This window comes from Paraburkholderia sp. D15 (genome assembly GCF_029910215.1).
GTDB lineage: Bacteria > Pseudomonadota > Gammaproteobacteria > Burkholderiales > Burkholderiaceae > Paraburkholderia.
In genome coordinates, this window is record NZ_CP110396.1 from 531,574 (window position 1) to 555,246 (window position 23,673).

At 63.7% G+C, this 23,673-nt stretch carries 19 protein-coding genes; 16 read left to right on the forward strand and 3 right to left on the reverse strand.

The window, feature by feature from the left end; translation table 11 throughout:
- The first annotated feature begins 36 nt into the window (after positions 1-36).
- Genes bcsP through LFL96_RS22135 form a run of 6 tightly spaced genes read left to right on the forward strand, consistent with a single transcriptional unit; the run spans position 37 to position 12,804 of the window.
- Positions 37-1,179 carry a cellulose biosynthesis protein BcsP gene (bcsP, locus tag LFL96_RS22110; protein ID WP_281002835.1) on the forward strand — a complete coding sequence of 381 codons (1,143 nt, stop codon included), beginning with the start codon at positions 37-39 and terminating at the stop codon, positions 1,177-1,179.
- Entirely contained in the window at positions 1,176-1,964 is a 789-nt protein-coding gene (gene bcsQ / locus LFL96_RS22115) for a cellulose biosynthesis protein BcsQ (RefSeq protein WP_281002836.1), read from the forward strand. The genes bcsP and bcsQ overlap by 4 nt, the downstream gene beginning before the upstream one ends.
- Positions 1,961-4,165, forward strand: coding sequence for a UDP-forming cellulose synthase catalytic subunit (gene bcsA / locus LFL96_RS22120; protein ID WP_281002837.1), 2,205 nt, complete (start codon positions 1,961-1,963; stop codon positions 4,163-4,165). The genes bcsQ and bcsA overlap by 4 nt, the downstream gene beginning before the upstream one ends.
- Before the next feature lie 3 nt (positions 4,166-4,168).
- Positions 4,169-6,823, forward strand: a complete 2,655-nt coding sequence (bcsB, locus tag LFL96_RS22125; protein WP_281002838.1) for a cellulose biosynthesis cyclic di-GMP-binding regulatory protein BcsB — start codon at positions 4,169-4,171, stop codon at positions 6,821-6,823.
- Positions 6,824-6,832: 9 nt separating this feature from the next.
- The gene (gene bcsZ, locus LFL96_RS22130) at positions 6,833-8,014 is read left to right on the forward strand and encodes a cellulose synthase complex periplasmic endoglucanase BcsZ (RefSeq protein ID WP_281002839.1); all 1,182 of its coding nucleotides are present in this window, start codon (positions 6,833-6,835) and stop codon (positions 8,012-8,014) included.
- On the forward strand, positions 8,005-12,804 hold the full coding sequence (locus LFL96_RS22135) for a cellulose synthase subunit BcsC-related outer membrane protein (RefSeq protein WP_281002840.1): 4,800 nt from the start codon (positions 8,005-8,007) through the stop codon (positions 12,802-12,804). The genes bcsZ and LFL96_RS22135 overlap by 10 nt, the downstream gene beginning before the upstream one ends.
- A gap of 175 nt (positions 12,805-12,979) precedes the next feature.
- Here the strand turns inward: LFL96_RS22135 and LFL96_RS22140 are convergent, their stop codons facing one another.
- Positions 12,980-14,212, reverse strand: a complete 1,233-nt coding sequence (locus LFL96_RS22140) for a DUF2252 domain-containing protein (RefSeq protein ID WP_281002841.1) — start codon at positions 14,210-14,212, stop codon at positions 12,980-12,982.
- A 339-nt stretch (positions 14,213-14,551) separates the two neighbouring features.
- Here LFL96_RS22140 and LFL96_RS22145 point away from each other — a divergent pair, with 339 nt between their 5' ends.
- The 7 genes from LFL96_RS22145 to LFL96_RS22175 all read left to right on the forward strand — a co-directional run bounded on the left by LFL96_RS22145 (position 14,552) and on the right by LFL96_RS22175 (position 19,324).
- A complete protein-coding gene (locus LFL96_RS22145; protein WP_281003830.1) occupies positions 14,552-15,466 on the forward strand; it encodes a DUF72 domain-containing protein in 915 nt (304 codons plus the stop codon).
- Positions 15,467-15,600: 134 nt separating this feature from the next.
- On the forward strand, positions 15,601-16,119 hold the full coding sequence (locus LFL96_RS22150; protein ID WP_281002842.1) for a hypothetical protein: 519 nt from the start codon (positions 15,601-15,603) through the stop codon (positions 16,117-16,119).
- Positions 16,120-16,364: 245 nt separating this feature from the next.
- Complete coding sequence (locus LFL96_RS22155) at positions 16,365-16,799, forward strand: hypothetical protein (RefSeq protein WP_281002843.1); 435 nt, start codon at positions 16,365-16,367, stop codon at positions 16,797-16,799.
- Between the two features lie 241 nt (positions 16,800-17,040).
- Positions 17,041-17,355 carry a hypothetical protein gene (locus LFL96_RS22160; RefSeq protein WP_281002844.1) on the forward strand — a complete coding sequence of 105 codons (315 nt, stop codon included), beginning with the start codon at positions 17,041-17,043 and terminating at the stop codon, positions 17,353-17,355.
- Positions 17,356-17,573: 218 nt separating this feature from the next.
- Positions 17,574-18,062: a hypothetical protein gene (locus tag LFL96_RS22165; RefSeq protein ID WP_281002845.1), complete on the forward strand. Its 489-nt coding sequence runs from the start codon at positions 17,574-17,576 to the stop codon at positions 18,060-18,062.
- A 6-nt stretch (positions 18,063-18,068) separates the two neighbouring features.
- Positions 18,069-18,644, forward strand: a complete 576-nt coding sequence (locus tag LFL96_RS22170; RefSeq protein WP_281002846.1) for a hypothetical protein — start codon at positions 18,069-18,071, stop codon at positions 18,642-18,644.
- A 137-nt stretch (positions 18,645-18,781) separates the two neighbouring features.
- A complete protein-coding gene (locus LFL96_RS22175; RefSeq protein WP_281002847.1) occupies positions 18,782-19,324 on the forward strand; it encodes a hypothetical protein in 543 nt (180 codons plus the stop codon).
- A 79-nt stretch (positions 19,325-19,403) separates the two neighbouring features.
- On the opposite strand, the gene LFL96_RS22180 is transcribed toward LFL96_RS22175, so the two are convergent.
- Together LFL96_RS22180 and LFL96_RS22185 are read right to left on the reverse strand one after the other, a co-directional pair.
- Positions 19,404-20,342 (reverse strand): CocE/NonD family hydrolase, encoded by a 939-nt coding sequence (locus LFL96_RS22180; protein ID WP_281002848.1) that lies wholly within the window; start codon positions 20,340-20,342, stop codon positions 19,404-19,406.
- An 87-nt stretch (positions 20,343-20,429) separates the two neighbouring features.
- Positions 20,430-20,633 (reverse strand): hypothetical protein, encoded by a 204-nt coding sequence (locus LFL96_RS22185; RefSeq protein ID WP_281002849.1) that lies wholly within the window; start codon positions 20,631-20,633, stop codon positions 20,430-20,432.
- Between the two features lie 217 nt (positions 20,634-20,850).
- On the opposite strand from LFL96_RS22185, the gene LFL96_RS22190 reads away from it, so the two are divergent.
- The 3 genes from LFL96_RS22190 (at position 20,851) to LFL96_RS22200 (ending at position 23,669) form a co-directional block, all read left to right on the forward strand.
- The gene (locus LFL96_RS22190) at positions 20,851-21,174 is read left to right on the forward strand and encodes a hypothetical protein (protein WP_281002850.1); all 324 of its coding nucleotides are present in this window, start codon (positions 20,851-20,853) and stop codon (positions 21,172-21,174) included.
- An 8-nt stretch (positions 21,175-21,182) separates the two neighbouring features.
- The gene (locus LFL96_RS22195) at positions 21,183-22,040 is read left to right on the forward strand and encodes a CHAD domain-containing protein (RefSeq protein ID WP_281002851.1); all 858 of its coding nucleotides are present in this window, start codon (positions 21,183-21,185) and stop codon (positions 22,038-22,040) included.
- A gap of 183 nt (positions 22,041-22,223) precedes the next feature.
- Entirely contained in the window at positions 22,224-23,669 is a 1,446-nt protein-coding gene (locus LFL96_RS22200) for a DEAD/DEAH box helicase (RefSeq protein ID WP_281002852.1), read from the forward strand.
- Positions 23,670-23,673: the final 4 nt, after the last annotated feature.

The window sequence follows — 23,673 nt, forward strand, 5'->3', positions numbered from 1 at the left end:
GTCCGGCGGTCAGTCATTGATTAAGACGGTGGCACTATGAGTTCATCCAGCGACATCGAAAAACTCTTCGATCATTTCGGCGGCGACGCCAATGCGTACCAGGAAATCGGCCGCGAGAACGAGGCGCGTTCGGCGCGCACCCGCTGGCCGCTGCTGGTGACGCTGGATCTGAGTCAGCCGGCCATTCCCGCGATCGGGCAGCAGCGCGCGGCACGGCCGCAGGCACCGGTCGCTGCAACCCAGGCGGACGATGCGTCGGGCGTCGCTGCGTCCGCCGATACGACGCCCAAGGATGCCGCTTCGGTGACGCGCGCGAAGGCGCCGTTGTTCACGCGCTCGCACCGGCGCGATATTCCGCCGGTGGTGACGCCGGTCGCGCAGCCGGCGACGCCGCGCGGCGCATCGCGTTTCGGCGACTTCGACGCGCTCGATACGCTCGCGAAAATCGACGCGGTGACGCAAGGGATGCCGGCAGCAGCAAGGGGCGACGCGGCGGCGGCTCAATCGGCAAATCAGTCGGCCACTCAACCGGCCGCGCCGGCAGCCGCGCACAACGCAGCATCTTCGCAGCAAGCTGCGGCGCCGATTGCACCGCAACCCGTTCAGGCCACGCCGCCAGCGATTCCTCCGGTGCAACAGGCTGGGCCTGTTGCATCTGTTGCGCCGATTGCGCCGATCGCACCGGTCACGCCCGTTGCGCCAGCCGCGCCCGTTGCCTCGATCGCGCAGCCCGCCGCGCCAGCGTCCGCGTCCGCGTTTGCCGCGCTGGCCCGCGCCCCGGCTAGCGCCGTGCCGCCCGCCGTGCGCGTTCCATTCCACGCAGCGGCCGCGCAACCCGCCCCCCCGGCGCAACCCGCCGCGCAACCGTGGACGCAGCCGCAAACTTCATCCACGACGCCATCATGGCTGCAGGCGCGCGCGCAAACGCCATCGCCGGCACCCGCGCCCGCGGCGCCCGCCGCGCCGGCCTCGATTCTCGGCAAACTGTTCGCCACGCAATCCACGGCGTCACGGCAACCGGCTCCCGCCGCCTCCACCGGTTCGGCGCCGTTGCAATCGGTGTTCGACCGTCTGCGCGGCACGCCCGCCCAGCCGGTTGCCGCGCCGGCCGGCGCTCCGCGCGCCGCCGCGCTCGCCCCCTCCAACTCGTGGCTGGTCAACGGCCCTCGTCGCTCATGAAAGTCATCGCGGTGGTGTCCGCCAAAGGCGGGGTTGGCAAGACCACCCTCGCCGCCAATCTCGCTTCCGTGCTGGCCGCCGGCGGCCGCCGCGTGATCGCGATCGACCTCGATCCGCAGAACGCGCTGCGTCTGCACTTCGGCGTGCCGCTCGACAGCATCGACGGTCTGTCGCGCGCCACGCTGACCGGCGACGCGTGGCAGTCGGTGCTGTTCGACGGCGTCGACGGCGTGACCGTGTTGCCCTATGGCGCGGTGCTGGAAGAAGACCGCCGTCGTTTCGAGGCGCACATCGACCAGGACCCGCGCTGGCTCGCGCAGGCCTTGCAGAACCTGCGGCTCGACGCGTCGGACGTGGTCGTCATCGACACGCCGCCGGGTTCGTCCGCCTACGTGCGCGCCGCGCTGAGCACGGCGACCTTCGCGCTGAACGTGGTGCTCGCCGACGCCGCCTCGTACGCGGCGATTCCGCTGATGGAGCGGCTGATCGACACCTACGCCGCGCCGCGCGCGGAGTTCGGCGGCGAAGGCTACGTGGTCAACCAGATCGACCAGTCGCGCCAGTTGACCAAGGACGTGCTGAAGGTCTTGCGCCAGATGCTCGGCGAGAAGCTGTTCCCCGGCGTGATCCATCTGGACGAAGGCGTAAGCGAAGCGCTCGCCTGCGACACCACGCTGATTCACTACGATCCACTCAGCCAGGCCGCCGCCGATTTCCGCGCGTGCGGCACCTGGCTGATGGCGGCGGTCGATGCGATCGCCGTCTCGCCGAGGAACGTCGCATGAGCACGGCACCGTCGCAGGACCTCGAAGGCGCTGAAAACTCGCGGCTCGAACATTTCGTCGACGCGCGCTTCTGGAACAGCCGCATCGTCACCGGCCTGGTCACGCTGTTCGCGCTGGTCATGCTGTACTTCGTGTTCACGGTGCCGCTCGCGTTCTACGAGCAACTGACCTTCGCGACCTGCTGTTTCATCACCGCGCTGCTGTTCCGCCGCCTGCCGGGCCGTTACGCGACGATGGTGATGATCATGCTGTCGGTGGTCACCTCGGGCCGCTACATGTACTGGCGGCTGACCGCGACCACCTACTGGGAACATCCGCTCGACGCCGCCTGGGGTCTGCTGCTGGTGTCCGCCGAAGTCTATTCGACGCTCGTGCTGATGCTCGGCTACTTCCAGACCGCGTGGCCGCTCAAGCGCAAGCCGATGCCGCTGCCCGCCTCGCGCGACCAGTGGCCGACCGTCGACGTGTTCATTCCGACCTATAACGAGCCGCTGTCGGTGGTGAAGCCGACCATCTACGCGGCGCTCGCGCTGGACTACCCCGCCGAGAAGATCGCGATCCACGTGCTCGACGACGGCCGCCGTCCCGAGTTCAAGGCGTTCTGCGAGGACGTCGGCGTCAACTGGACGATCCGCACGCACAACCGCCACGCGAAGGCCGGCAACATCAACGAAGCGTTGAAGATCACCAGCGGCGAATACCTCGCGATCTTCGACTGCGATCACATTCCGACCCGCTCGTTCCTGCAGATCGGCCTCGGCTGGTTCCTGCGCGACAAGCTGCTGTCGATGCTGCAGACGCCGCACCATTTCTTCTCCGCCGACCCGTTCGAACGCAATCTCGGCACCTTCCGCAAGGTGCCGAACGAAGGCGAACTGTTCTACGGCCTCGTGCAGGACGGCAACGACTTGTGGAACGCGACCTTCTTCTGCGGTTCGTGCGCGCTGCTGCGCCGGAATATGGTGGAAGAGATCGGCGGCATCGCGGTCGAAACCGTCACCGAAGACGCGCATACCGCGCTGAAGCTGCACCGTCTCGGCTACACCACCGCCTATCTGGCGATTCCGCAGGCGGCCGGGCTCGCGACCGAATCGCTGTCGGGCCACATCGGCCAGCGGATTCGCTGGGCGCGCGGCATGACGCAGATCTTCCGGATCGACAATCCGCTCGCCGGCAAGGGCCTGAAAATCGGTCAGCGCTTGTGCTATCTGAACGCGATGATGCACTTCTTCTACGGCATCCCGCGTCTGGTGTTCCTGACCGCGCCGCTGTCGTATCTGTTCTTCGGCGCGCACGTGATCGAAGCCGCCGCCAGCACGATCGCGATCTACGCGCTGCCGCACATGATGCACGCGAGCATCACCAACTCGCGGATGCAGCGCTCGTTCCGCCATTCGTTCTGGGCCGAGGTCTACGAATCGGTGCTGGCCTCGTACATCACCGCGCCGACCCTGCTCGCGCTGATCAACCCCAAGCTCGGCAAGTTCAACGTGACGGCCAAGGGCGGTCAGATCGAGAAGAACTATTTCGACTGGGCGATCTCGCGGCCGTATCTGTTCCTGCTGCTGCTGAACCTGATCGGCTTCTGCGTGGGCATCGTCCATATCTATTTCAACTGGCATCTGCGCAGCGTGGTGCAGACCACCGTGCTGAACCTCGGCTGGACCACCTACAACATGCTGATTCTCGGCGCGAGCGTGGCCGCCGCGAGCGAGCGCCGGCAGATTCGCGCGGTGCACCGCGTGGCGATGCAGATGCCGGTGATGCTGAAGTTCTCGACCGGCCGCACGCTCGCCTGCGAAACCATCGACTACTCCGAAGGCGGCGTCGGCGTCGCGCTGCCCGCCGCGATCCAGGTGCCGATGCACGAACGCGTGACCGTCTCGCTGTTTCGCGGCGACGAGGAATACGCGTTCCCCGCGACGGTCGGTTTCACCGCGCCGGGCCGCGTCGGTTTGCGCTTTTCGCAGTTGACGCGCGAGCAGGAGTACGAATTCGTGAAGACCACCTTCGCCCGCGCCGATGCATGGACCGGCTGGGCCGAGGGGCGTCAGCAGGACACGCCGCTGCGCGGCCTGTCGCATGTGCTGTCGGTCGGCGCGCGCGGCATTCTGGGTCTGTTCGAGCATCTTTACGCCGACCTTCGCAGTTCGATGAAAAGCCGTCCTGTGGACGTCAAGAAGCTAAAAACCAAAGACTGACCTATGCGTAACCGGATGGCGAAGGCACACAACGAACGCTCGCACGACGAGCGCGACGGCAACGAGGCAGCAGCGCGACCGGACGCGCTTCATGGCAGACGTCATGAAGCGGTGCGTGACGCGCTTCATGGCGCGACGCGCGGCGAGACCCGCGGTTTTTCCGGCAGCGTCGGCTCGCGGCGTCTGATGCGCGGGCTCGCCTGCTGGCTCGCGCTGCAGACCGCATTGGCGGCGCCGCTCGCATCGGCGGCGGAAACCATCGCGGCGGCGGCCGGCGGCGCGACGCAAGCCGGCCAGATCGCGCAGATGCCGGCCGGCGCGCAGTCCGCGGCCGGCGCGGCGGCCCTGCCCGCCGCCACCGGCGTCGGCAGCGTGCCGCCGCCGAGCCCCGCCGTGCCCTACGATCCGAACACGCTCGCGCAAGCCGCCCTCGCCACGCCGACGCCCGCGCTCGCCGCGTCGTCGGTGAAGGCGCTGGGCATCAAGACGCCGACCACCGCCGAGCCGGGCACGCTGGTGCCGGGCGGCCGCCGTCAGACGCTGAACTTCGCCGATCTCGGCGCGCTCGATCCGCTGCAATTGCGCGGCACCGACGGCCAGAACGGCGTCGCGTTCTCGGTGCGCAACGACGAAGTGGTGACCGGCGCGATCCTGCATCTGGTGTACAGCTATTCGCCCGCGCTGCTGCCGAATCTCTCGCAACTGAAAGTGCTGGTGAACGGCGAAGTGGCCGCCACCCTGCCCGTGCCGCACGAACAGTCCGGCATGCTGGTGGCGCGCGACGTGTCGATCGATCCGCGCTTCATCACCGAGTTCAACCACCTGAACGTGCAGTTGATCGGCCACTACACGACGCGCTGCGAAGACCCGGCCAACTCGTCGCTGTGGGCCACCGTCAGCAATGCGAGTTCGCTCGACCTGACCTACGCGTCGCTCGCCAGCAAGGCGGATCTGGCCGCGCTGCCGCAGCCGTTCTTCGACCGCCGCGACGTGCGCCGTCTCGAACTGCCGTTCGTGTTCCCGCAGAAACCGGGCGCCGCGACCCTCGAAGCGGGCGGCATCGTCGCGTCGTGGTTCGGCGCGCTCGCCGGCTATCGCGGCGCGGTGTTCCCCGCGCAACTGGACAACGCGCCGCTGTCGGGCAACGCGGTGGTGTTCGCCACCTCGGACCAGCGCCCGGCCGGCGTCGACATTCCGCCCATCTCCGGGCCGACCATCGCCGTGGTGGATCGCGTCGCGCCCGCGCGCGGCCGCCTGCTGCTCGTGCTCGGGCGTACCGAAGCCGAACTGAAGACCGCCGCGAAGGCGCTCGGCATCGGCCAGAACACGCTGACGGGGGCGAGCGCCACCATCACGCAGTTGAACGAACTCGCGCCGCGCGCGCCGTACGACGCGCCGAACTGGCTGCCGACCAACCGTCCGGTGCGCTTCGGCGAACTCGCGGACGCGCGCGACCTGACCGTCTCCGGCTACGACGCCGACGCGGTGCGCGTGAATCTGCGCGTGCCGCCCGATCTGTTCATGTGGCACACCAAGGGCGCGCCGATCGATCTGCGTTACCGCTACACGGTGCGGCCGCACGTCGACCGTTCGTCGCTGAACGTGAGCATGAACAGCGGCTTCGTGCAGTCGCTGCCGATTCCGGCCGAGTCGGCCTCGGTGTTCGATCTGAGCCATTACTTCGCACGCGTGCTGCCGGACAAGACCGCCGAGGCCCGCCGCACCGTCTACATTCCGCCGCTGCTGCTCACGCCGCGCTCGCAGGTGCGTCTGCACTTCTACTACGACATTCCCGACACCGGCGAATGCCACGGCCGCCTGCTCGACAACGTGGTCGGCGCGATCGATCCGAACTCGACCATCGACCTGTCGTCGTTCCCGCACTACATGGCGCTGCCGGATCTGGCCGCGTTCGCCAACAGCGGCTTCCCGTTCACGCGCATGGCGGACCTCTCCGAGACCGCGGTGATCCTGCCGAACGACGCCGATTCGAGCGACTACAGCCTGTATCTGCTGACCATGGGGCGGATGGGCGCCTCGACCGGCTACCCGGTGAACGGCGTGAGCGTCGATACGGCCGATAACGTCGACAAGTTCGCCGACAAGGATCTGCTGATCTTCGGCGCGCCGGGCAAACAGCCGCTGCTGCAACGCTGGGCCAAGTCGATGCCGTTCTCCAGCGACGGCGATTCGCGCACCTTCCAGCTCTCCGACATCGTCTTCAAGCTGGAGGACTGGTGGCACGGCGAACGCGGCGTCGAGCGCACGCCCGCACGCGCCGACCTGACGCTCGTCAGTTCGAACGGCGACGCGCTGCTGACCGGCTTCGAATCGCCGCTGAAGAAGAACCGCAGCGCGGTCGCGCTGGTGAGCGCGGCCGGCCAGTCCGACGCCGATCTCTCCGCCGCCCTGCTCGACGCCGACGTGCTGCCGGAAATTCAAGGCGCGATGGCCGTGATCCACGGCCGCAGCGTGACCATCACGTCGAACGGCGACGCGTACTATGTCGGCCATTTGTCGCCGCAGGAGTATCTGCGCTGGGCGCTGTCGTCGCATCCGCTGCTGTTGATGCTGGGCGGCGTGCTCGCCGCGCTGATCATCGCGGGTCTGTTCTACCGGACGCTGCGCGCGATCGCCGCGCGTCGCCTGAAGGACTGAGGGCTGTTTATGCGGTTTCGAATCAGCAGGAAAACCTGTCTCGCGCTGACGCTCGGCCTCGCCGCGTCGGCGAGCTTCGCCAACATCGTGAAGGTCGCGCAAACCTCTGCCGGACCGGCCGCCTGTGGCGACTGGACCGGCTACCGGACGTTCGTCGAGCGTTTCGTGCAGGCTGACGGCCGCGTGATCGACTACTCGACGCCGACCCAGCAGACCACGTCCGAAGGCCAGTCGTACGGAATGTTCTTCGCGCTGGTCGCGAACGACCGCCCGACCTTCGACCGGCTGCTCGCGTGGACCCGCACCAACCTCGCGGGCAACCAGTTCGACGCGCAGAACATGCGCCTGCCGTCATGGCAATGGGGCCGGAAAGCGGACGGCTCGTACGGCGTGCTCGATCCGAATTCGGCGTCCGACTCCGACCTGTGGATCGCCTACGACCTGCTGCAGGCCGGCCGTCTGTGGAAAGAGCCCAGCTACACGCAACTTGGCCAGGCGCTCGCCACGCAGATCGCGCGCGAGGAAATGACCACGCTGCCGGGCGTCGGCCCGATGCTGCTGCCCGGACCGCAAGGCTTCAAGACCGGCGGCGTGACGCGGCTCAATCCGAGCTATCTACCGCTGCCGGTGATCCGCGCGCTTTCGCACGAGCAGCCGAACGGTCCGTGGGGCAAGCTCGCCGACAGCGCGCTCAAGCTGATCAAGACGACCGCGCCGCAAGGCTTCGCGCCCGACTGGGCGGCGTGGCAGAACGGCCAGTTCGTGGTCGATCCGAAAAACGGCGACACCGGCAGCTACGACGCGATCCGCGTCTATCTGTGGGCCGGCCTGACCTCCGCCGCCGATCCGCTCGCCAAACCGTGGCTCGCGGCACTCGGCGGCATGCGCACGAAGGTCGCGCAAACCGGCATTCCGCCGGAGAAAGTCTCGTCGACCAGCGGCACCGCCAGCGGCGAAGGTCCGCTCAGCTACTGGGGCGCGCTCGCGCCGTACTTCAAGGCGCTCGGCGACGAGCGCGGACTCGGCCTCGCGCGCACGCATCTCGCGGCGCTCGACGCCAGCGTGCCCGGCCGCGAGCCGGTTTACTACGATCGTGTGCTGGGCTTGTTCGGCACGGGGTTTATCGACGGCCGCTACCGCTTCGACGAAGCCGGCCGTCTCGTGCCTGCCTGGAGAAACGCATGCGACTGAGCGCCCTCGCGTTGTCACTGCGCTACGCGCTGAGCGTCACGGCCGTCTGCTATGTGGCGATGGCCGCGCCCGACGCGCTCGCGCAAGCACCGAAAGATCCGTTGAGCGTGCTGATCGATCAGGGCAAGTACTGGCAGTCGCATCAGCGCGGCGACCTCGCCGAGCAGGCGTGGCTGAAAGTGCTGCGCCTCGATCCGAAACAGCCCGACGCGCTCTACGGGATGGGCATGGTGCTCGCCGACCGCAAGGACGGCGCGGGCGCGCAGCAATATCTGGCGCGCCTGAAAGCGGTCGCGCCGAGCTATCCGAATCTGGATGAACTCGGCCGCCGGCTCGGCGAATCGAGTCTGCGCGACCAGACCGTGAACGACGCGCGGCGCCTCGCGCAAAGCGGCCAGAGCGCGAGCGCGGTGCAGGAGTATCAGCGCGCGCTCGCCGGCAAACCGGCCACGCCCGAACTGCAGCTGGAGTACTACCAGGCGCTGTCGGCGACGCCGCAGGGTTGGGACCAGGCGCGCCGCGGCCTCGAACAGCTCGCGCGCGACAACCCCGACGACCCGCGCTATGCCCTCGCCTACGCGCAGCATCTGACCTATCGCGACGTGACGCGGCGCGACGGCATCGCGCGCCTGCAGAAACTGGCGACGGACAACACGGTCGGCGCATCCGCGAAAAAGAGCTGGCGCCAGGCGTTGCTGTGGCTCGACGCGCGTCCTTCGGACTCCGCGCTGTACGAGTCGTATCTGCAAAGCGCCGGCGACGACGCCGCCGTCAAGGCGCGCTTCGATTCGATGGTGCAGCAGGACAAGGCGGCCCGCGAACGCGCGCAGGAAAACGCCGCGACCGACGCGCGCGGCCGCACCATCGCCGACGGCTTCGCCGCGCTCGACAAGGACGACGTCGCGACCGCCCGCGCGAAATTTTCCGCGGTGCTCGCCACCAGTCCGAACGACGCGGACGCGCTCGGCGGCATGGGCGTCGCCGCGCTGAAGCAGGAGCATTTCGCCGAGGCACGCAACTATCTGGAGCGCGCGTCGCGCAGCGGCAATCCCGCGCGCTGGAAAACCGCGCTCGACAGCGCGACCTACTGGACCTACACCAGCGACGCGATCGGCGCGCGCAGCAACGGCGAGTTCGCGAAGGCGAAGTCGCTGTTCGAGCGCGCGATCGCGATGAATCCGTCCGATGTCACCGCCCAGGTGCTGCTCGGCGAGATGCTGCTCGCCAACGGCGACCCGAGCGGCGCCGAACAGGCGTACCGGATGGCGCTGCGCCGTCAGGCCGACAACCCCGACGCGGTGCGCGGACTGGTCGGCGCGCTCGCCGCGCAGGGTCGCGGCGACGAGGCGCTGCAATTCGCCAATCAGTTGAACGCCGAACAGCAGACCAAGGCCGGCGGCATCAACCGTCTGCGTGGCGAAGCGCAGGCGGCCCAGGCGCGCGCCGCCGAAGCGCGCGGCGACCTCGGCAGCGCGCGCAGCCTGTTCGAGGACGCGCTGCTGAATACGCCCGACGACCCGTGGCTGCGTCTCGATCTCGCGCGCATCTACGTGCGCCAGGGCGCGGTCGCGAACGCGCGCAGCATGATGGACGGCCTGCTCGCCGCGCATCCCGACATGACCGACGCGCTGTATGCGAGCGCGTTGCTGTCGGCGGAAACCCAGGACTGGTCGGCGGGTCTTGCGCAGCTCGAACGGATTCCGGCCGCGCAGCGCACCGACGCGATGACGACCTTGCAGCATCGGCTGTGGGTGCATCAGCAGGCCGATCTCGCGACGCGCATGGCGCGCGCCGGCCAGAACCCGCAGGCGCTGGCGACGCTGCATGCGGCCGAACCGGTCGCCGGCAACAGTCCCGAACTGATCGGCGTGATCGCCGCCGCCTACCAGCAGGCCGGCGACCCGAACCGCGCGCTCGGCCTCGTGCGCAGCGCGATGAACGCGGCGCCGGGCAACACCGATCTGTTGCTGCAATACGCGGGCATTCTGTCGGCCACGCATCAGGAAGCCGAACTCGGCTCGGTGATGCGCCGCCTCGCCGCGATGCCATTGACGCCGCAACAGCGCACCGATTTCGGCAATCTGAATCTCGGCATCGTCATCAAGCAGTGCGATACGGTGCGTCAGCGCGGCGACCTCGCCAGCGCGTACGACGTGATCGCGCCGTGGCTCGCGGCCATGCCGGACAACCCCGATCTGCAGGCCGCGCTCGGCCGTCTCTATACCAGCGCGGGCGACGATCGCAACGCGCTCGCCAGCTACCGCGTCGCGTTGCAACGCAAGCCCGACGACCTCGATCTGGTGCAGGCGGCGATTCCCGCCGCGGTCGGCGCGAAGCAGTTCAGCTACGCCGAGACGCTCGCGAATCAGGCGCTGCGCGCGGCGCCCGGCGATCCGGCCGTGCTCGCCACGGTCGGCCGCATGTATCGCGCGGAAGGCAAGCTGTCGCTCGCGCAGACGTATCTGCAACGCTCGCTGGTCGCCGCCAATACGCCGCTGATGGCCAACGCGCCGCGCACGCCGGCGAGCAACGTGCCGCGCGGCTGGGAAGTGGCGATGCGCCGGATCGGCGCGACGCCGCTGCCGGGCACCAATCCGTTCGAAGGCAAAACCGCTACCGTCACCCCGTCCGACGCCGACGCCGCCGCGCTGGCCGGCGGCAATTACTCCGCCGCGCGCGCCGCGCTTCCGTACTCGCAGTCTTCCTTGCCGACACAGACCGTGCCGAACTATCCGCCGCCCACGCAGCCCGCGCCGTACGTCGCGCCTTATTCGGCGCCCGCGCAGCCTTATGCGCCGAACGCCGCGCCCGCCACCCTGCCGTACAACGCCCCGCGTCCCGCCGTGAATTCGGGCGGGTATGGTCAGGACACTTACGGGTCGAGCCAGTCGGGCGCGCCGTTGCAGCCGTATCCGGGACAGGGGGCGGCGCCGGGGGCTTATCAGCAGCAAGCGCCGCAGCAGGCACAGGTGCCGCAGCAGCCGCAGCAGCCGTATAACGCGGGGTATGCGCAGCCGCAGTCCGGTTACGCGCAGCCGCAGCAGCCGTATAACGGCGGCTATGCGCAGCAGCAGCCGTATCCGCAGCAGGCGCCGGACGGCTACGCCGCCACGCCCTGGCCGATGTCGCCGGCTGCGCGCGAAGCGCAGGCCAACGGCGGATCGATGCAGACGCAACCGTATGCGCCGTACGGTTCGACGGCAAAACGCACCACGACTAAAAAGCAGACCACCGCGAAGAACAAACGCGCTTCGACGACATACGCCCAGGCGCCCTACGGGCAACAGCAAGGTTATCCGCAGCAGCAGGGTTATTACGCCCAGCAGCCGTATCCGCAGCAACAACAGGGTTACGCGCAACAGCCGTATCAACCGTACCCGCCGCAGCAGCAAGGCTACGGGCAGCCGTACCAGCCGCAACCGCCGCAGGCCTATCCGAATCAGGGCTACTACGGGCAGCAGCAGCCGTACATTCCGCAGCCGCCGACCGGTTATGCGCAGGCGTACTACCCGCAGCAAGGCGCCGCGGACGGCAGCAACTACGCGCCGTCGAACGTGGCGAACACGCAGACGCTCGGCGTCGCGGAAGAACTCGCGCAGGTCAATCGCGAGCAGTCGAGCAGCGTGTCCGGCGGGATCGTGTTCCGCAACCGCTCCGGCGAGGACGGCCTGTCCACTCTCACCGACATCGAAGCGCCGGTGCAGGGACGCATCAAGGCGGGCAACGGCCACATCGTCGTGACGGCCACGCCCGTCACGCTCGACGCGGGTACGGCGGCCGGCAGCACGTCGACGCTCGCGCGCTTCGGCGCGGGTCTGTCGAACAACACGTCGGCCACCGCGGCGATCGCCGGCAGCAATACGTACGGCAGCCAGACCGCGAGCGGCGTGGGCCTGTCGCTCGGCTACGAGAACCGCAGCGTCAGCGCCGACGTCGGCGTGACGCCGCTCGGCTTCCCGCAGAAGAACATCGTCGGCGGCGCGCAGTACAACGGCGCGATCACCGACAAGGTCACCTACTCGCTCGCGATCGCGCGCCGTGCGGTGACCGACAGTCTGCTGTCGTACGCGGGTGCACGCGATGCGGGCTCGGGCCTCGAATGGGGCGGCGTCACGTCGAACGGCGGCCTCGCGAGCCTCGCGTGGGACGACGGCACGAGCGGGCTGTATGTGAACGCGTCGTTCCAGCACTACATGGGCCAGAACGTCCAGAGCAACAACTCGTACAAGGGCGGCGGCGGCGTTTATACGCGTCTGTTGAAGGACGCCGATCAAACGCTCACGGTCGGCGTGAACACGACGCTGATGACGTACAACAACAACCTGTCGTACTTCACGTACGGGCAAGGCGGTTACTTCAGTCCGCAGCAGTACATGATCCTGAACCTGCCGGTCGAATGGATGGGCCGCAACGGCGCGTTTACTTACGACGTGAAGGGTTCGATCGGCGTGCAGCACTATCGTGAAGATGCATCGAACTACTTCCCGCAGAACCCGGATATGCAACGAAATGCGGCGGGATTCGCGCAACTGGTCGGCTCGACCGTGGACAGCGGCGCGGTTTATCCTGGCCAGAGCAAGACCGGCGTGTCGTATTCGTTGAGCGCCGTCGGCGAGTATCAACTCGCGCCGCAACTGGCGTTCGGCGCGACCGCGTCGCTCGGCAATGCGTATGAATACCGCGAGTGGCTTGCGGCGATTTACGTGCGTTATAGCTTCAGCAAGCAGACCGGCTTGCAGCCGTTCCCGCCGACGCCGCTGACTTCGCCTTATCTGTCGTTGTCGAATTGATGGTGCGGGCGGGTGAAGGGTGAGCGTTAAGGATAAGGACTGAAGACTGCAGGCTGACGCGAGGTTTCGCGCCTCGTGGTTTTCGGGTGGTACGCGGCGGCGGTGTGAGTGGTTTTTCACACCGCCGCCGTTGCGTTTACGGCGGTCTTTTTTTCTGACCGCCTGGTTTCGTCGTTCAGGTATCCCGGCGTTCGGTCGCGTAACGCCGGCAATGTTCCAGATAGCCGGCCGAGTGACTGCTCACCAGTTCGACGATGCTTTTCCAGAGCCAGCCGGGCGCATCCAGGGTCTTCGAGCGATTGCGCCGCAGTTCGGTCAGCCAGGCTTTGCGTTCGACGCTATCCATCTGCCGCGCGTGCGCGTTACCCACTACCAGCGCGAGAAAGCGTGCCGCCTTCATCGCTTCGTCGCGGGTCAGCTGTTCGATGGTCAGCTTCATGTCCTGCGGCAGCAACTCGCGAATCACCACCGCGCGGTCCTGCAGACGCGCCGCCCGCATCCGTTCGCCCAGCGATGGCGACAGATGCCGCGCGCCCTCCACCACCCGCTCGGCGTTATCGCGCGGCATCCGCACGCCGGGATAGCGCGGCGCCGCGGCCTGCGCCGCTTCCTTGATGTCGATCAGGCAGAGGTCGTCGCCCTCCATCGCGGCGCCGTCGATGTCGAGCAGCACCGCGTAACGCAAGCGTCCCAGCGAGCTGCAGCCTTTGACCCAATATGCGGCGTCGAGGACGTCGACGTCGGCATCGTCGCCCGCGCCGCGCAGCATGGTCGCAAGCCGTACCAGCGAGCCTTTCTCGAACAGCTTGCCGATCTCGCGCCGCTCGCTCTTGCCCAGCGGCCAGAAGCGCGCGCCGAGCGGGATGCTCGGTTCGATGTCTTCGATCCGCTCCTCCGCCAGATGACGCCATGAGCGGCGCACCGCCTCCTTCATCACCACGCGCACCGCCTCGGGTTTTTCCGCGTGGATGTCGGCGTCGCCGGCGGCTTCGTCGAACGCGCGCTCGTAGCCGTCCGCGAGCGCTTCCATCATGCGCACCGTCGTTACGCCGGGCAGATCGGAGCCGCGTGCAGCCGTCGCCAGCGAGAGGCCAAGGCGGATCAGATCGTGCGCCGGGTTGCCGATCACGGTCTGATCGAGATCGCGAATCTGGATTTCGACGCGACCTTGCGCATCGGCGACCGGGCCGAGATTGCCGGTGTGGCAATCGCCGCAGATCCAGATCGCGGGGCCCTCCGGCAAGGTGTGACTCTCCATGCCGTCGAGCCATTCGTAGAACTTGCCGGTGTTGCCGCGTACGTAGGCGTGCGCCGAGCGCGCCATGCGTGCGTTGCGGCGCGTGATGAGCAGCGCCTGGCGGGCGTCGGGTTTCGGGAGTTTGCTGCGTGGGGATGTTTTCTTCGGCATCTTCGGGTCCGCTTTTTATTGGTGTTCGAGGTGTGCGTGTTGGGTGTGCGTTGGTGTTTGTCTGTTCTGCGTTTGGTGTGTCTGCTCTGCGCTTTTTTTCGCTTGTTCTGCCTCAGCTTGCGCCCGGCGGCGTGGGCGGGCAAGTGTCCGGAGCAGGAAATGGGCCCGAGGCTTTCGTTTTCAGTTCAGCAGTGCGACGGGCGCTATTGAGCGCTTGAAACGACGGGCGCGATGAGCGAGCGCGATGGGTGACCGCGATGCCGACGTCACAACGTTGTGACCTACAATGATTCGACCCGCCCGGTCGGTGCGCACGCTTTGACACTCGGGACTTCGATCATGGACATCCTCTGCGGCACCGCCGGTTGGACCGATAAGACGCTGATCGCCTGCAAGCGCTTCTACCCGCGCGGCAGTAATAGCGCCGAAGCGCGTCTGCGGTTTTACGCGTCGCAATTCCCGCTGGTCGAAGTCGATTCCGCTTATTACGCGATGCCTTCGGCCAGCAACGCGCAGTTGTGGACCGAGCGCACGCCTGATGGATTCACGTTCAATTTCAAGGCGTTCCGGTTGTTCACCGGACACCAGACCTCGCCGGATGCGCTACCCAAGGACATTGCGATGGCGTTGCCCGCGGGTATCGTCGGCCCCCGCAAAAAGAACGTGTACTACCGCGATCTGCCCGCCGATATCCTCGATGAATTGTGGCGCCGCTATCGCGAAGCGCTTGAACCGTTGCGCTTGAGTGGCCGGCTCGGCGCGGTGCTGTTTCAGTTCGCGCCGTGGATTACGCGCGCGCCAGAGGGTGTTGCGCTTGTCGATGAATGCAGAAGCCGTATGGCGGGCTATCTGATCGCTGCGGAGTTTCGCAATCAGTCATGGTTCGATGCGGAGCATGTGGCATGGTCGCTGGAATTTCTGCGTGAACGCGGCATCGTGCATGTGATCGTCGATGCGCCGCCGGATGTGACGAATCGCGTGCATACGGTGTGGGAAGTGACGCATCCTGAGTTGGCGATGGTGCGATTGCATGGACGCAATACGCAAACGTGGAGCGCGACGGGCGCAGCGAGCGCGGCGGATCGGTTTGATTACGATTACAGCGAGGAGGAGTTGCGTGAGCTTGCGGAGCCGATTCGGGCGATTGCGACGAAGGCCGGAAGGACACATGTGATTTTTAATAACTGCTTTGAGGATCAGGGACAGAGGAATGCGAGAGTGTTGGGGGGGATTTTGGGGGTGCTACGGGGTTGAGCGTGGATCGCGCGACTGTCGGCCACCTTGAGACATTCGGCCTGGTCGCCGCTGCAAAGACATAGATGTTCCGATATAGAATTTCGAATGCTTTCCGAAATCATTTTTCAACGTCCGAACGCTCGTTGCCGCGAATGACACCAGACTACAAATCGAAAAAAATGAGCCGGCTCCCGCTCGCGATGATTGCTTTCGGATTGCTGATATTGATGTTATTCGTCCTGTTGCCGGACTCACCGATCCGGCTGTCTGGAATATGCAAGGTGGGCGAAGATGGGAGCGTTGTACCAACGAAGGTTGCTGAAGGGCTCCTGTCTGGCGCCGATGGTATGTACTCTGTCGAGGAATCCGGCAACAACGTCGTACTTCTGTCTGGCTGTGTGGGCAAAGGGGTCTGCGGTCCTTTTGAGAGCGGCTTATTCGTCGGCCATGAAGGCTCGCCAGTGCGGGCGGAATTCTGTGGAAAACATGCGGTACGGTTATTAATTTCCGGTGTGGAAGTGTTTCGGTTGACGCAGGCTGGGCTTGACGAGCGGGCCGGAGAAGTTCAGGAAAGGATCAAATGGGTTTACTGTGCTGGGGTTCTGTGGTGTTGTTTTTGGTTAGTTTTGCAGGTGATTGCGGTGAGTAGAGCGAGAAGTGAAAGTAAGTAGTGTGCGGTTGCAAAGGCTGTTCTGCACAAGTCGATAAGTTGCTTGATTGAACATCTACTTACTAGAAATGTGAAATTTCGTATCCGGGTCGATACTCGCTGCGATCAGCGATCGATTGAGGTCAGCGTCCGACCGGGTTCGGCCACGAGCGGCCGCTCGACAATGAGCCGTAGATCGTTAACGATCCATCAGGCAGCGCTGGCTACGATTGGAAAACAACCAGTATTTTCTGACATCATTTACTAATGGCAGACAGGTTTGCACTTGTTCGCGCAACCTTAGACGAGGTTGCAACACTGAGGACCGCAGGCTTTCGAGGTGACGAAGAAAATGTTCGTCACCTGCTTGGTGCGTACGGAGAAACCAGCGATTTGGCGGAATTGCTTTGGTCCGACCTGCCGGAGAATTATTGCCTGCAGGATATTGCCGACCTGTTAAACCTATGGGCGTGGCGAACAAACGACAATGGCAAGCGCATCATGTGCACCCTGGAAAAGTGGGTTAGTGATTGCTCGGATTTGAATAAGGTTTGGGTCGCACTGCATCAGGATGCCTGCCCATTCACCGAGCATTCGAGCCGCATTGAGCATCTGCGTAGGGTAATGAGAGTGTTTCCGTCGTTACGCGTTTCGTGCGAGGCAATGATCGAGCAAAGTCAACGATGGATGCGTAAGGCTTGAACGGCTGGGATTGGCCGTTTTGGAGAAATCTGACGGGCTGTTGTGGGTCGGCTAGGTCTGACGCGCGATGCGCTGGCTAAGAATTCATACGTGTGGGCCATTGGGCACAATTCGGCCAGCAGCGGACCTTCGACATCGCGCGGTAGATCGTCAACAATCGAACGGTACCAGGTTCCATGCTGACTTAATCGCAATATCTAATCTCCGAACACATGGAACCTAACCCTGTTCTTTGATGACCATGTATTACAAATTCAATATGACAGACTACACATCGCCTTCCGCAGTTGTAGCCAACTGCGCTGTCGCTTCTGATGGGGGGTCCCTGTGGCTTCAGCTCTCAGTGGATGGCGAGGCGAAAGAGTACGGACTGCACCGCTCGACCGCCTCGCGCGGTACCTCGCGCTTCGAGGAAATCAGTGGAGAATATGGTCCTCTCACGAAAGGCGAACTGCGAGACCTGTTGTCTTTGCTAGATGCCATCGTTGAACATCGGACGTGTGTGGGGATAGTCCGCGAATTTGTGAAGGTGCTGAAAAAATCAGATCTCGTGTGAGTTGAGCGAGAAGCGCGTCGGGCGTGGTGCGGCCACGAGGCGACGCCCGCTAGACGGTGACATATGGCTGAAACGCGGCGCGTATAGGTCATTCGACCCATTTGACGTCGGCTAGCGCCAATCCATGGTCGAACTCTTCCAGAAAATACATGAGTAGGCGTAGGCAGCGGGGGCATTGCACTTACAATTTTCGCGCAGCCTCACTACGGGAGAAACGCATGGAGCAGGCTTACGCGGCGATCGGGCGTGCGGTCATTGCGATGCAGATGTTCGAGGTGGCCTTCGTGTCGATCCACGAGGGCTTCAAGATGATCACTGATCCCGCGTACCTTCAGACGACGGGCGGGATGATCGAAGAGGGGCGGTATAAAAACGCTACGGCGAATGTGGTGAAGGCCCTCTCGCAGCACGGGCAGATCGCGGCAGATCTGGAGGACCAACTCAACACCCTGATTGACCGTCGCAACGAACTCATGCACCGTTGGTTTCTTCGTAACGGCTGGCCCGCGAACGACGACAACGACCCGGCCAGCTATGAGGACGTGATCCGGCTCGCGCAGTGGGTTCGTACCGAGGCGGATGCGATCACGCGCATGATGGCGAGCTACATGCTGAAATACGCCGCCCCCGACCAGCATGCAAGGAACCCCGAAGCGGTCAACCAGGCCGTCGCAGAAATGTTCCATCGGGTTCATGTGCAGGGATAGAAGAACATGCTCGTGACAAAAATCGACGCCGCCCGACGGCAACTCGTCACTGCCATTCGCCTTTTCTTCGATGGCGGCGATCCCGTTTCCGTTTACTCGTTGGCATCGAATGCATGGGAGGTCATCGACGTGCTCTGCACGAGCGCGGGCGTGGAAAGCTTCTCTATGCAGGTCCGCGAAAGCCTTCCAGCCGGACACACCCTGAAGTACCACATTAACGAGCCGTGTCGAAACTTCTTCAAGCACGCCGAGCAAGACCCGAACCCTGATAGCTCGGTCGAACTGCGCGAGGCCAACGTTGTCGCCATCCTGTTTCTGGCAGTGGAGGATTACATACGATTTCGGCAGGGCAGCCCTGTAGAGGCGCAGGTCTTTCAGCTGTGGTTCATCGCCGTCTTCCCGGAGAAGGTCATTGAAGATGATCCTGTGGCGCAATCAAAACTCGAAAGCGCCAAACTCGCGTTTCCCAACATCGTCACACTTTCTTCGTCCGACAAGATGGAGATGGGGCGACAGGTACTGGAGGCCTCGCGCAGGGATGCCGGACTCGCGGCAGACCCGAGAACCGAGCCAAGCCTCTGACACTCTATTAACCTTAGCGCATTCGGGTTGCTTTATACCATTGCGTGAGAGGGCACGCCTTGCAATCTGCGCGCTCGGTCGTCGGGCGCTTGCCGGCCACGACGAGTCATTCGACGGGGACGCCGGAATCGTCGACAATGACGGCACGACCAGAACCGCTGCATGCCTACTTGGATGCCATGCCATCGTCCGATCAAATGTCCTCGAACCCCGACGTTGCGTTTGCCTTGAAGAAAGTAAAACTGGGCATTGGCGTGATGATAGTTGCGTCGCTGTTAGTAGGGTTCGTCGTCTTGTACGTACAAAAACTCGGCGACAAACACGACTATGCGCGGTACACGGCACCGAACGAGGCCGATCTGGTGCATGCACGAGGGCGAATCACCAGGATATCAAACCACATTCCGTACCTCGAAATCCAACTGGACGATGGTCGGGATCTGTTAGCGACGTTCCTGGTCTTCCCGCAGCGCGGCGGCCACGACGTCTATGTGCGAGACACCGGCGCTTTCAATCAAGCAAAACTGTCCTCACTCGCAAGTTGCGGACGGGCCGAATTCGAGTTTTATCCCATGCACGGCTCCATGATCAGCTACTGGATTTATGGTCTGAAATGCGACGGTACCGACGTGCTCAGCTACACAGACACGATGAGTTATCTTGCACTTCGAAAGCCGTGACGCAAATGCGGAAAGTTGTCACGTTCGAATGGCCGCTGCTGGTTAAACCGGGTGACCGCTCCGGGTCGACAGCAATCTATTACTCATCGTCAGCCCCCTCACCACTCTCCACATTCCCCCCCGCCGCCATAGCCTGCGACTTCGTCCTACTCCACGCATAACGCACATGCATCGGATACCTCACATCCCAGTTCAATCCCAGTGACTTAAAAAACTGCCCAACCGGAGGCTCCCAGATCGGCACTCCGTCCTGGTGACTGAACATTACATGCGAATCCCGCCCATATGTCCCGTAGTCATAAAGCGTCGCATGCCCACCCGCATCGTTATACGCCTTGAGATACGCGTGCGGCACGGAGTCAGCCGGCGCCGCTGAACCATAGTCATCGTTATCGCCATACACGAACAACGCAGGCACCGTACTCGTCTTGCCGAACGAAGCAAACGAATCGGTCGCGGGTCCATAACCGTCCTGACAATGCGGCTGCTTTGCCGCCCCAACGAAATTGACGACACCAAGAACACCCGGCACGTTCATCGCCCCCAAGGCGACGCTCGTGAACCCGCCCTGCGAGTGGCCAAGCACGACGATCTTACTGCCGTCCACATTTGGCAAACCGCGGGCATAGTCGATAGCAGCATTCACATCATCGGCCCACTGGCGACCAACTGACGCGTTAAAACAAGCTATACGAATGGAGTTGTCCCCACTGGAATGTGAATAGCCGGGGCGATACGGCACAACGACGACATATCCCCGTTTGACGAACTCCAGTGCCTGCCCACGAAACACTTCCCGCAGATCGGCAGCAGCCGGAAGCGTGAAGTGACCGTGGTTAATAACGACCATCGGAAACTTGCCTTCCGCCTGCGGCGCATAAATCTGTGTTTCGATCTTCGTGCCGAACAGTCCCGACGACTTCTCCACCGTCACGGTATCTTCCCGAAACGGCGGCGTCGCCTGCGCAAGTAGCGGCATAAGTAACGCGGCGACAGAAGTCAGCATCCAACGCTTCATGGTTTGGTCTCTTTTATTGTTGAACGTCTTTTGTTTTTTGCCACCCGCGCATCAGGTCGCCTGAAGCGGCGGCGTCCATCCACGCAATTACGAACTCAACCTGGCAAGCGCCTCGCGACCATCCTCGCGAGCCGCATCCTCCAGCTTGAACGTGTGCTCGCTGAACGCGATCACCTTGAACCCAGTCCCCCGCGCGCGCGAAATCGTGATGCCCCAATGCCAACCGCCCTCCTGCTCGAAGACGTGCAGTACCGGGGAAGCCTGGCACGGTGAAGGCTGAAACGTCGGCATGGTCTGTCCTCCCGTCGTGGTTGGGCTCAGCATGCAAGACCGACCATAACGCAAAGTCCAAGTCTACGGCGGTTTTGCCGCAACGCAGCATTCCACTCCCCGCGCATAACAAAATTTATTATCGTCATAATTTTGACAAATATATTGGCTAGCAATTTTTCTTGTGCGAACATGAATTAACAAATCTTCATCCAGATTGGCAATTCACGGGGGCGCCATGAGTAGGCATACACTCATCTGGGCGGCAGTACCGCACACCAGCGACGGCATTGTGTTTGAACTCGGCCTCGGCCGCGGGCATCAGCGTTTCTACCTATCGCGCGATTTACTCGAAAAAGTCTTCGGTCTCGAGCGTGGTGCATCGGATGCCCGGCAGCTCGAGTGCTTTTATATCCATTCAAGCCGCATTTTCGCTCAGGCATATGAAAAGCGTGTGCGCGGCGGTTCCGACACGGTTCAACTTCAACTTGCCGACTTCAACATGGACGACGACGATCGGCGTCGATCGCGGATGCACGCAACGGTTCGTCACGCCGCATGAAGAATCGAATGGGCGTCGAGCAGGGCACGTCGTCCGGTTCGAGCGAAGCGGACGATGCGCAACGCACCGCCGCTGCTTCCTTCATGTCGTACGCGTCGCCACTGGTCGAGGAAGCCGTTTCGCAGATGGCCGAGCTGGGTGAGAAGGCGGAGGTCGACGCGGAAATCCTGCATCGCCTGCGCGTGGCGTTGCGGCGATTACGAGCGCTTCTATGGGCTTATCGGCCAATGTTGGAACCACAGCACTATGAATCACACCAGGCGCTTTTTAAACAGCTCGCCGACGCGGCCGGCTCGACGCGAGACTGGGACATCGCGATAGAACTTATCGACCGAACGCAAAAAAACGGCGCTACGATCAGCGGCGATCTACTGAATGCCCGCGCCAAAGCACTAGAACTTAGCCGGATCGCCCTCGCATGCGATAGCGCCGGAGCGGCCCTGCGAAATGCACTAGCCGACGCCAATGCAGCGCAACTTGCCCACGACAATAGCGTGTCATTGCAGGAGTTTGCCGACACGCGAATGACTGCCGCCCAACACGTGTTTCGCAAACGAATGCGCAAGGCGAGACGCGCAAAACACCCCGACGACGCGTCGTTGCACGAAATGCGCAAGGCTGCAAAGAAAGTGCGTTATCTGCGTGAGTTCTTCGGACCGCCCCTCTCGACGATCAAGTTAAAAGAATCAAAACGACTCAAGCGGATTCATGAGCGCCTGGGTGCGCTCAACGATGTCGTCGCAAGCGAGACGCTACTCGACGCCAATCGCCAACTCTTCTCCGCTCCGGATTCACTTCGCGATGCCATGCGCGCGTTAAGGAAAGAACGAAAGCGCTGCATGCGATCTGCTGCCGAATTGCTCTGAGCGCGGCACCTTCGTCGCGGGCGATGAAATTAAGCAGCGGATTGCCGATCGCGCTCTGCCTCCTCTTGCGTCCGGGATTGCCCACGTTGAAGGCGCGTGGATCGGCAGCAGTTCGACGATCGGGTCGCGATAACGCAAACGAAGGGTAAAATTCACGGATGATTTAACCCGGAATTCGTCCCAATGTCTTTTGCCTCGCTTGGTCTCATCGCGCCCTTGCTGCGTAATCTGCAGGACCTCAATTACCAGACGCCCACGCCGATCCAGGCCAAGGCGATTCCCGCTGTGCTCAGCGGCAAGGACGTCATGGCCGCGGCACAAACCGGCACCGGCAAAACTGCGGGCTTTGCGCTGCCTTTATTGCAACGGCTGGTGCAACACGGCCCGGCGGTGTCCAGCAATCGCGCGCGTGTTCTGGTGCTGGTACCCACGCGTGAACTGGCCGAACAGGTGCTGCAAAGCTTTATCGAATACGGCAAAGGCCTCGACCTGCGATTTCTGGCCGCTTACGGCGGTGTGAGTATCAACCCGCAGATGATGAAACTGCGCAAAGGCGTCGATGTGCTCGTCGCCACGCCGGGTCGTTTGCTGGATCTGAATCGTCAGAACGCAGTGCAGTTCGACCAAATACAAACGCTGGTGCTGGACGAGGCCGACCGCATGCTGGATCTTGGCTTTGCGCGCGAACTCAACGCCGTCTTTGCCGCCCTGCCCGCGCAACGCCAGACTCTGCTGTTCTCGGCCACCTTCACCGACGATATCCGCGCGATGGCGACCGGCATTCTATGTGACCCGGTCAATATCAGCGTCAGTCCGCCGAATGCCACGGCCAGCAAGATCAAGCAGTGGGTCGTGCCGGTCGACAAAAGGAACAAGCCCGAACTCTTCATGCACCTCGTCGCCGAGAATAACTGGCAGCACGCGCTGGTGTTCGTCAAAACGCGCAATGGCGTGGATTATTTGGCGGCCCTGCTGGACGAAGCGGGCTATGCGGTCGACACCATCCACGGCGACAAACCGCAACCTGCGCGCCTGCGTGCGCTGGAGCGCTTCAAGACGGGCGAAGTGCATATGCTCGTCGCCACCGACGTGGCCGCGCGCGGACTGGATATCGATGACCTGCCGCTGGTGATCAACGTCGATCTGCCTATCGTCGCGCAAGACTATGTGCACCGTATTGGTCGTACTGGACGAGCCGGTGCGAGTGGCGTGGCGGTGTCGCTCGTATGTGCCGACGAAGCGCCGCAACTGGCCGCGATTGAAGCACTCATCCGGCAGACGCTGCCGCGAGAAGAAGAGCCGGGTTTCGAAGCCGAACACCGCGTGCCGGAAACCAGCGCGACGGGCCAGATCATCAAGAAACCCAAAAAACCCAAGAAGCCGAAAGTGCCGCAAGCTTCGCCGGGCGCCGCGCAGGTACTTAATCAGAAAACGCGTCCGCAGAGCGCCCAGAACAAACACAAGCCCGCGACGCAACGCGCAGCGGTTGCAGGCGAAAGCACAAGCTTCACCAGCGGTAGCCCTTTCAGCATGCAAAAACCACGCAGCAAACCTGCGGGTAAATCGACTGCGGGTGCACGCAAGCCTGCCGGCAAAACCGTTGGTGGCCGCGTCAAACGTCAGTCCTGATTCG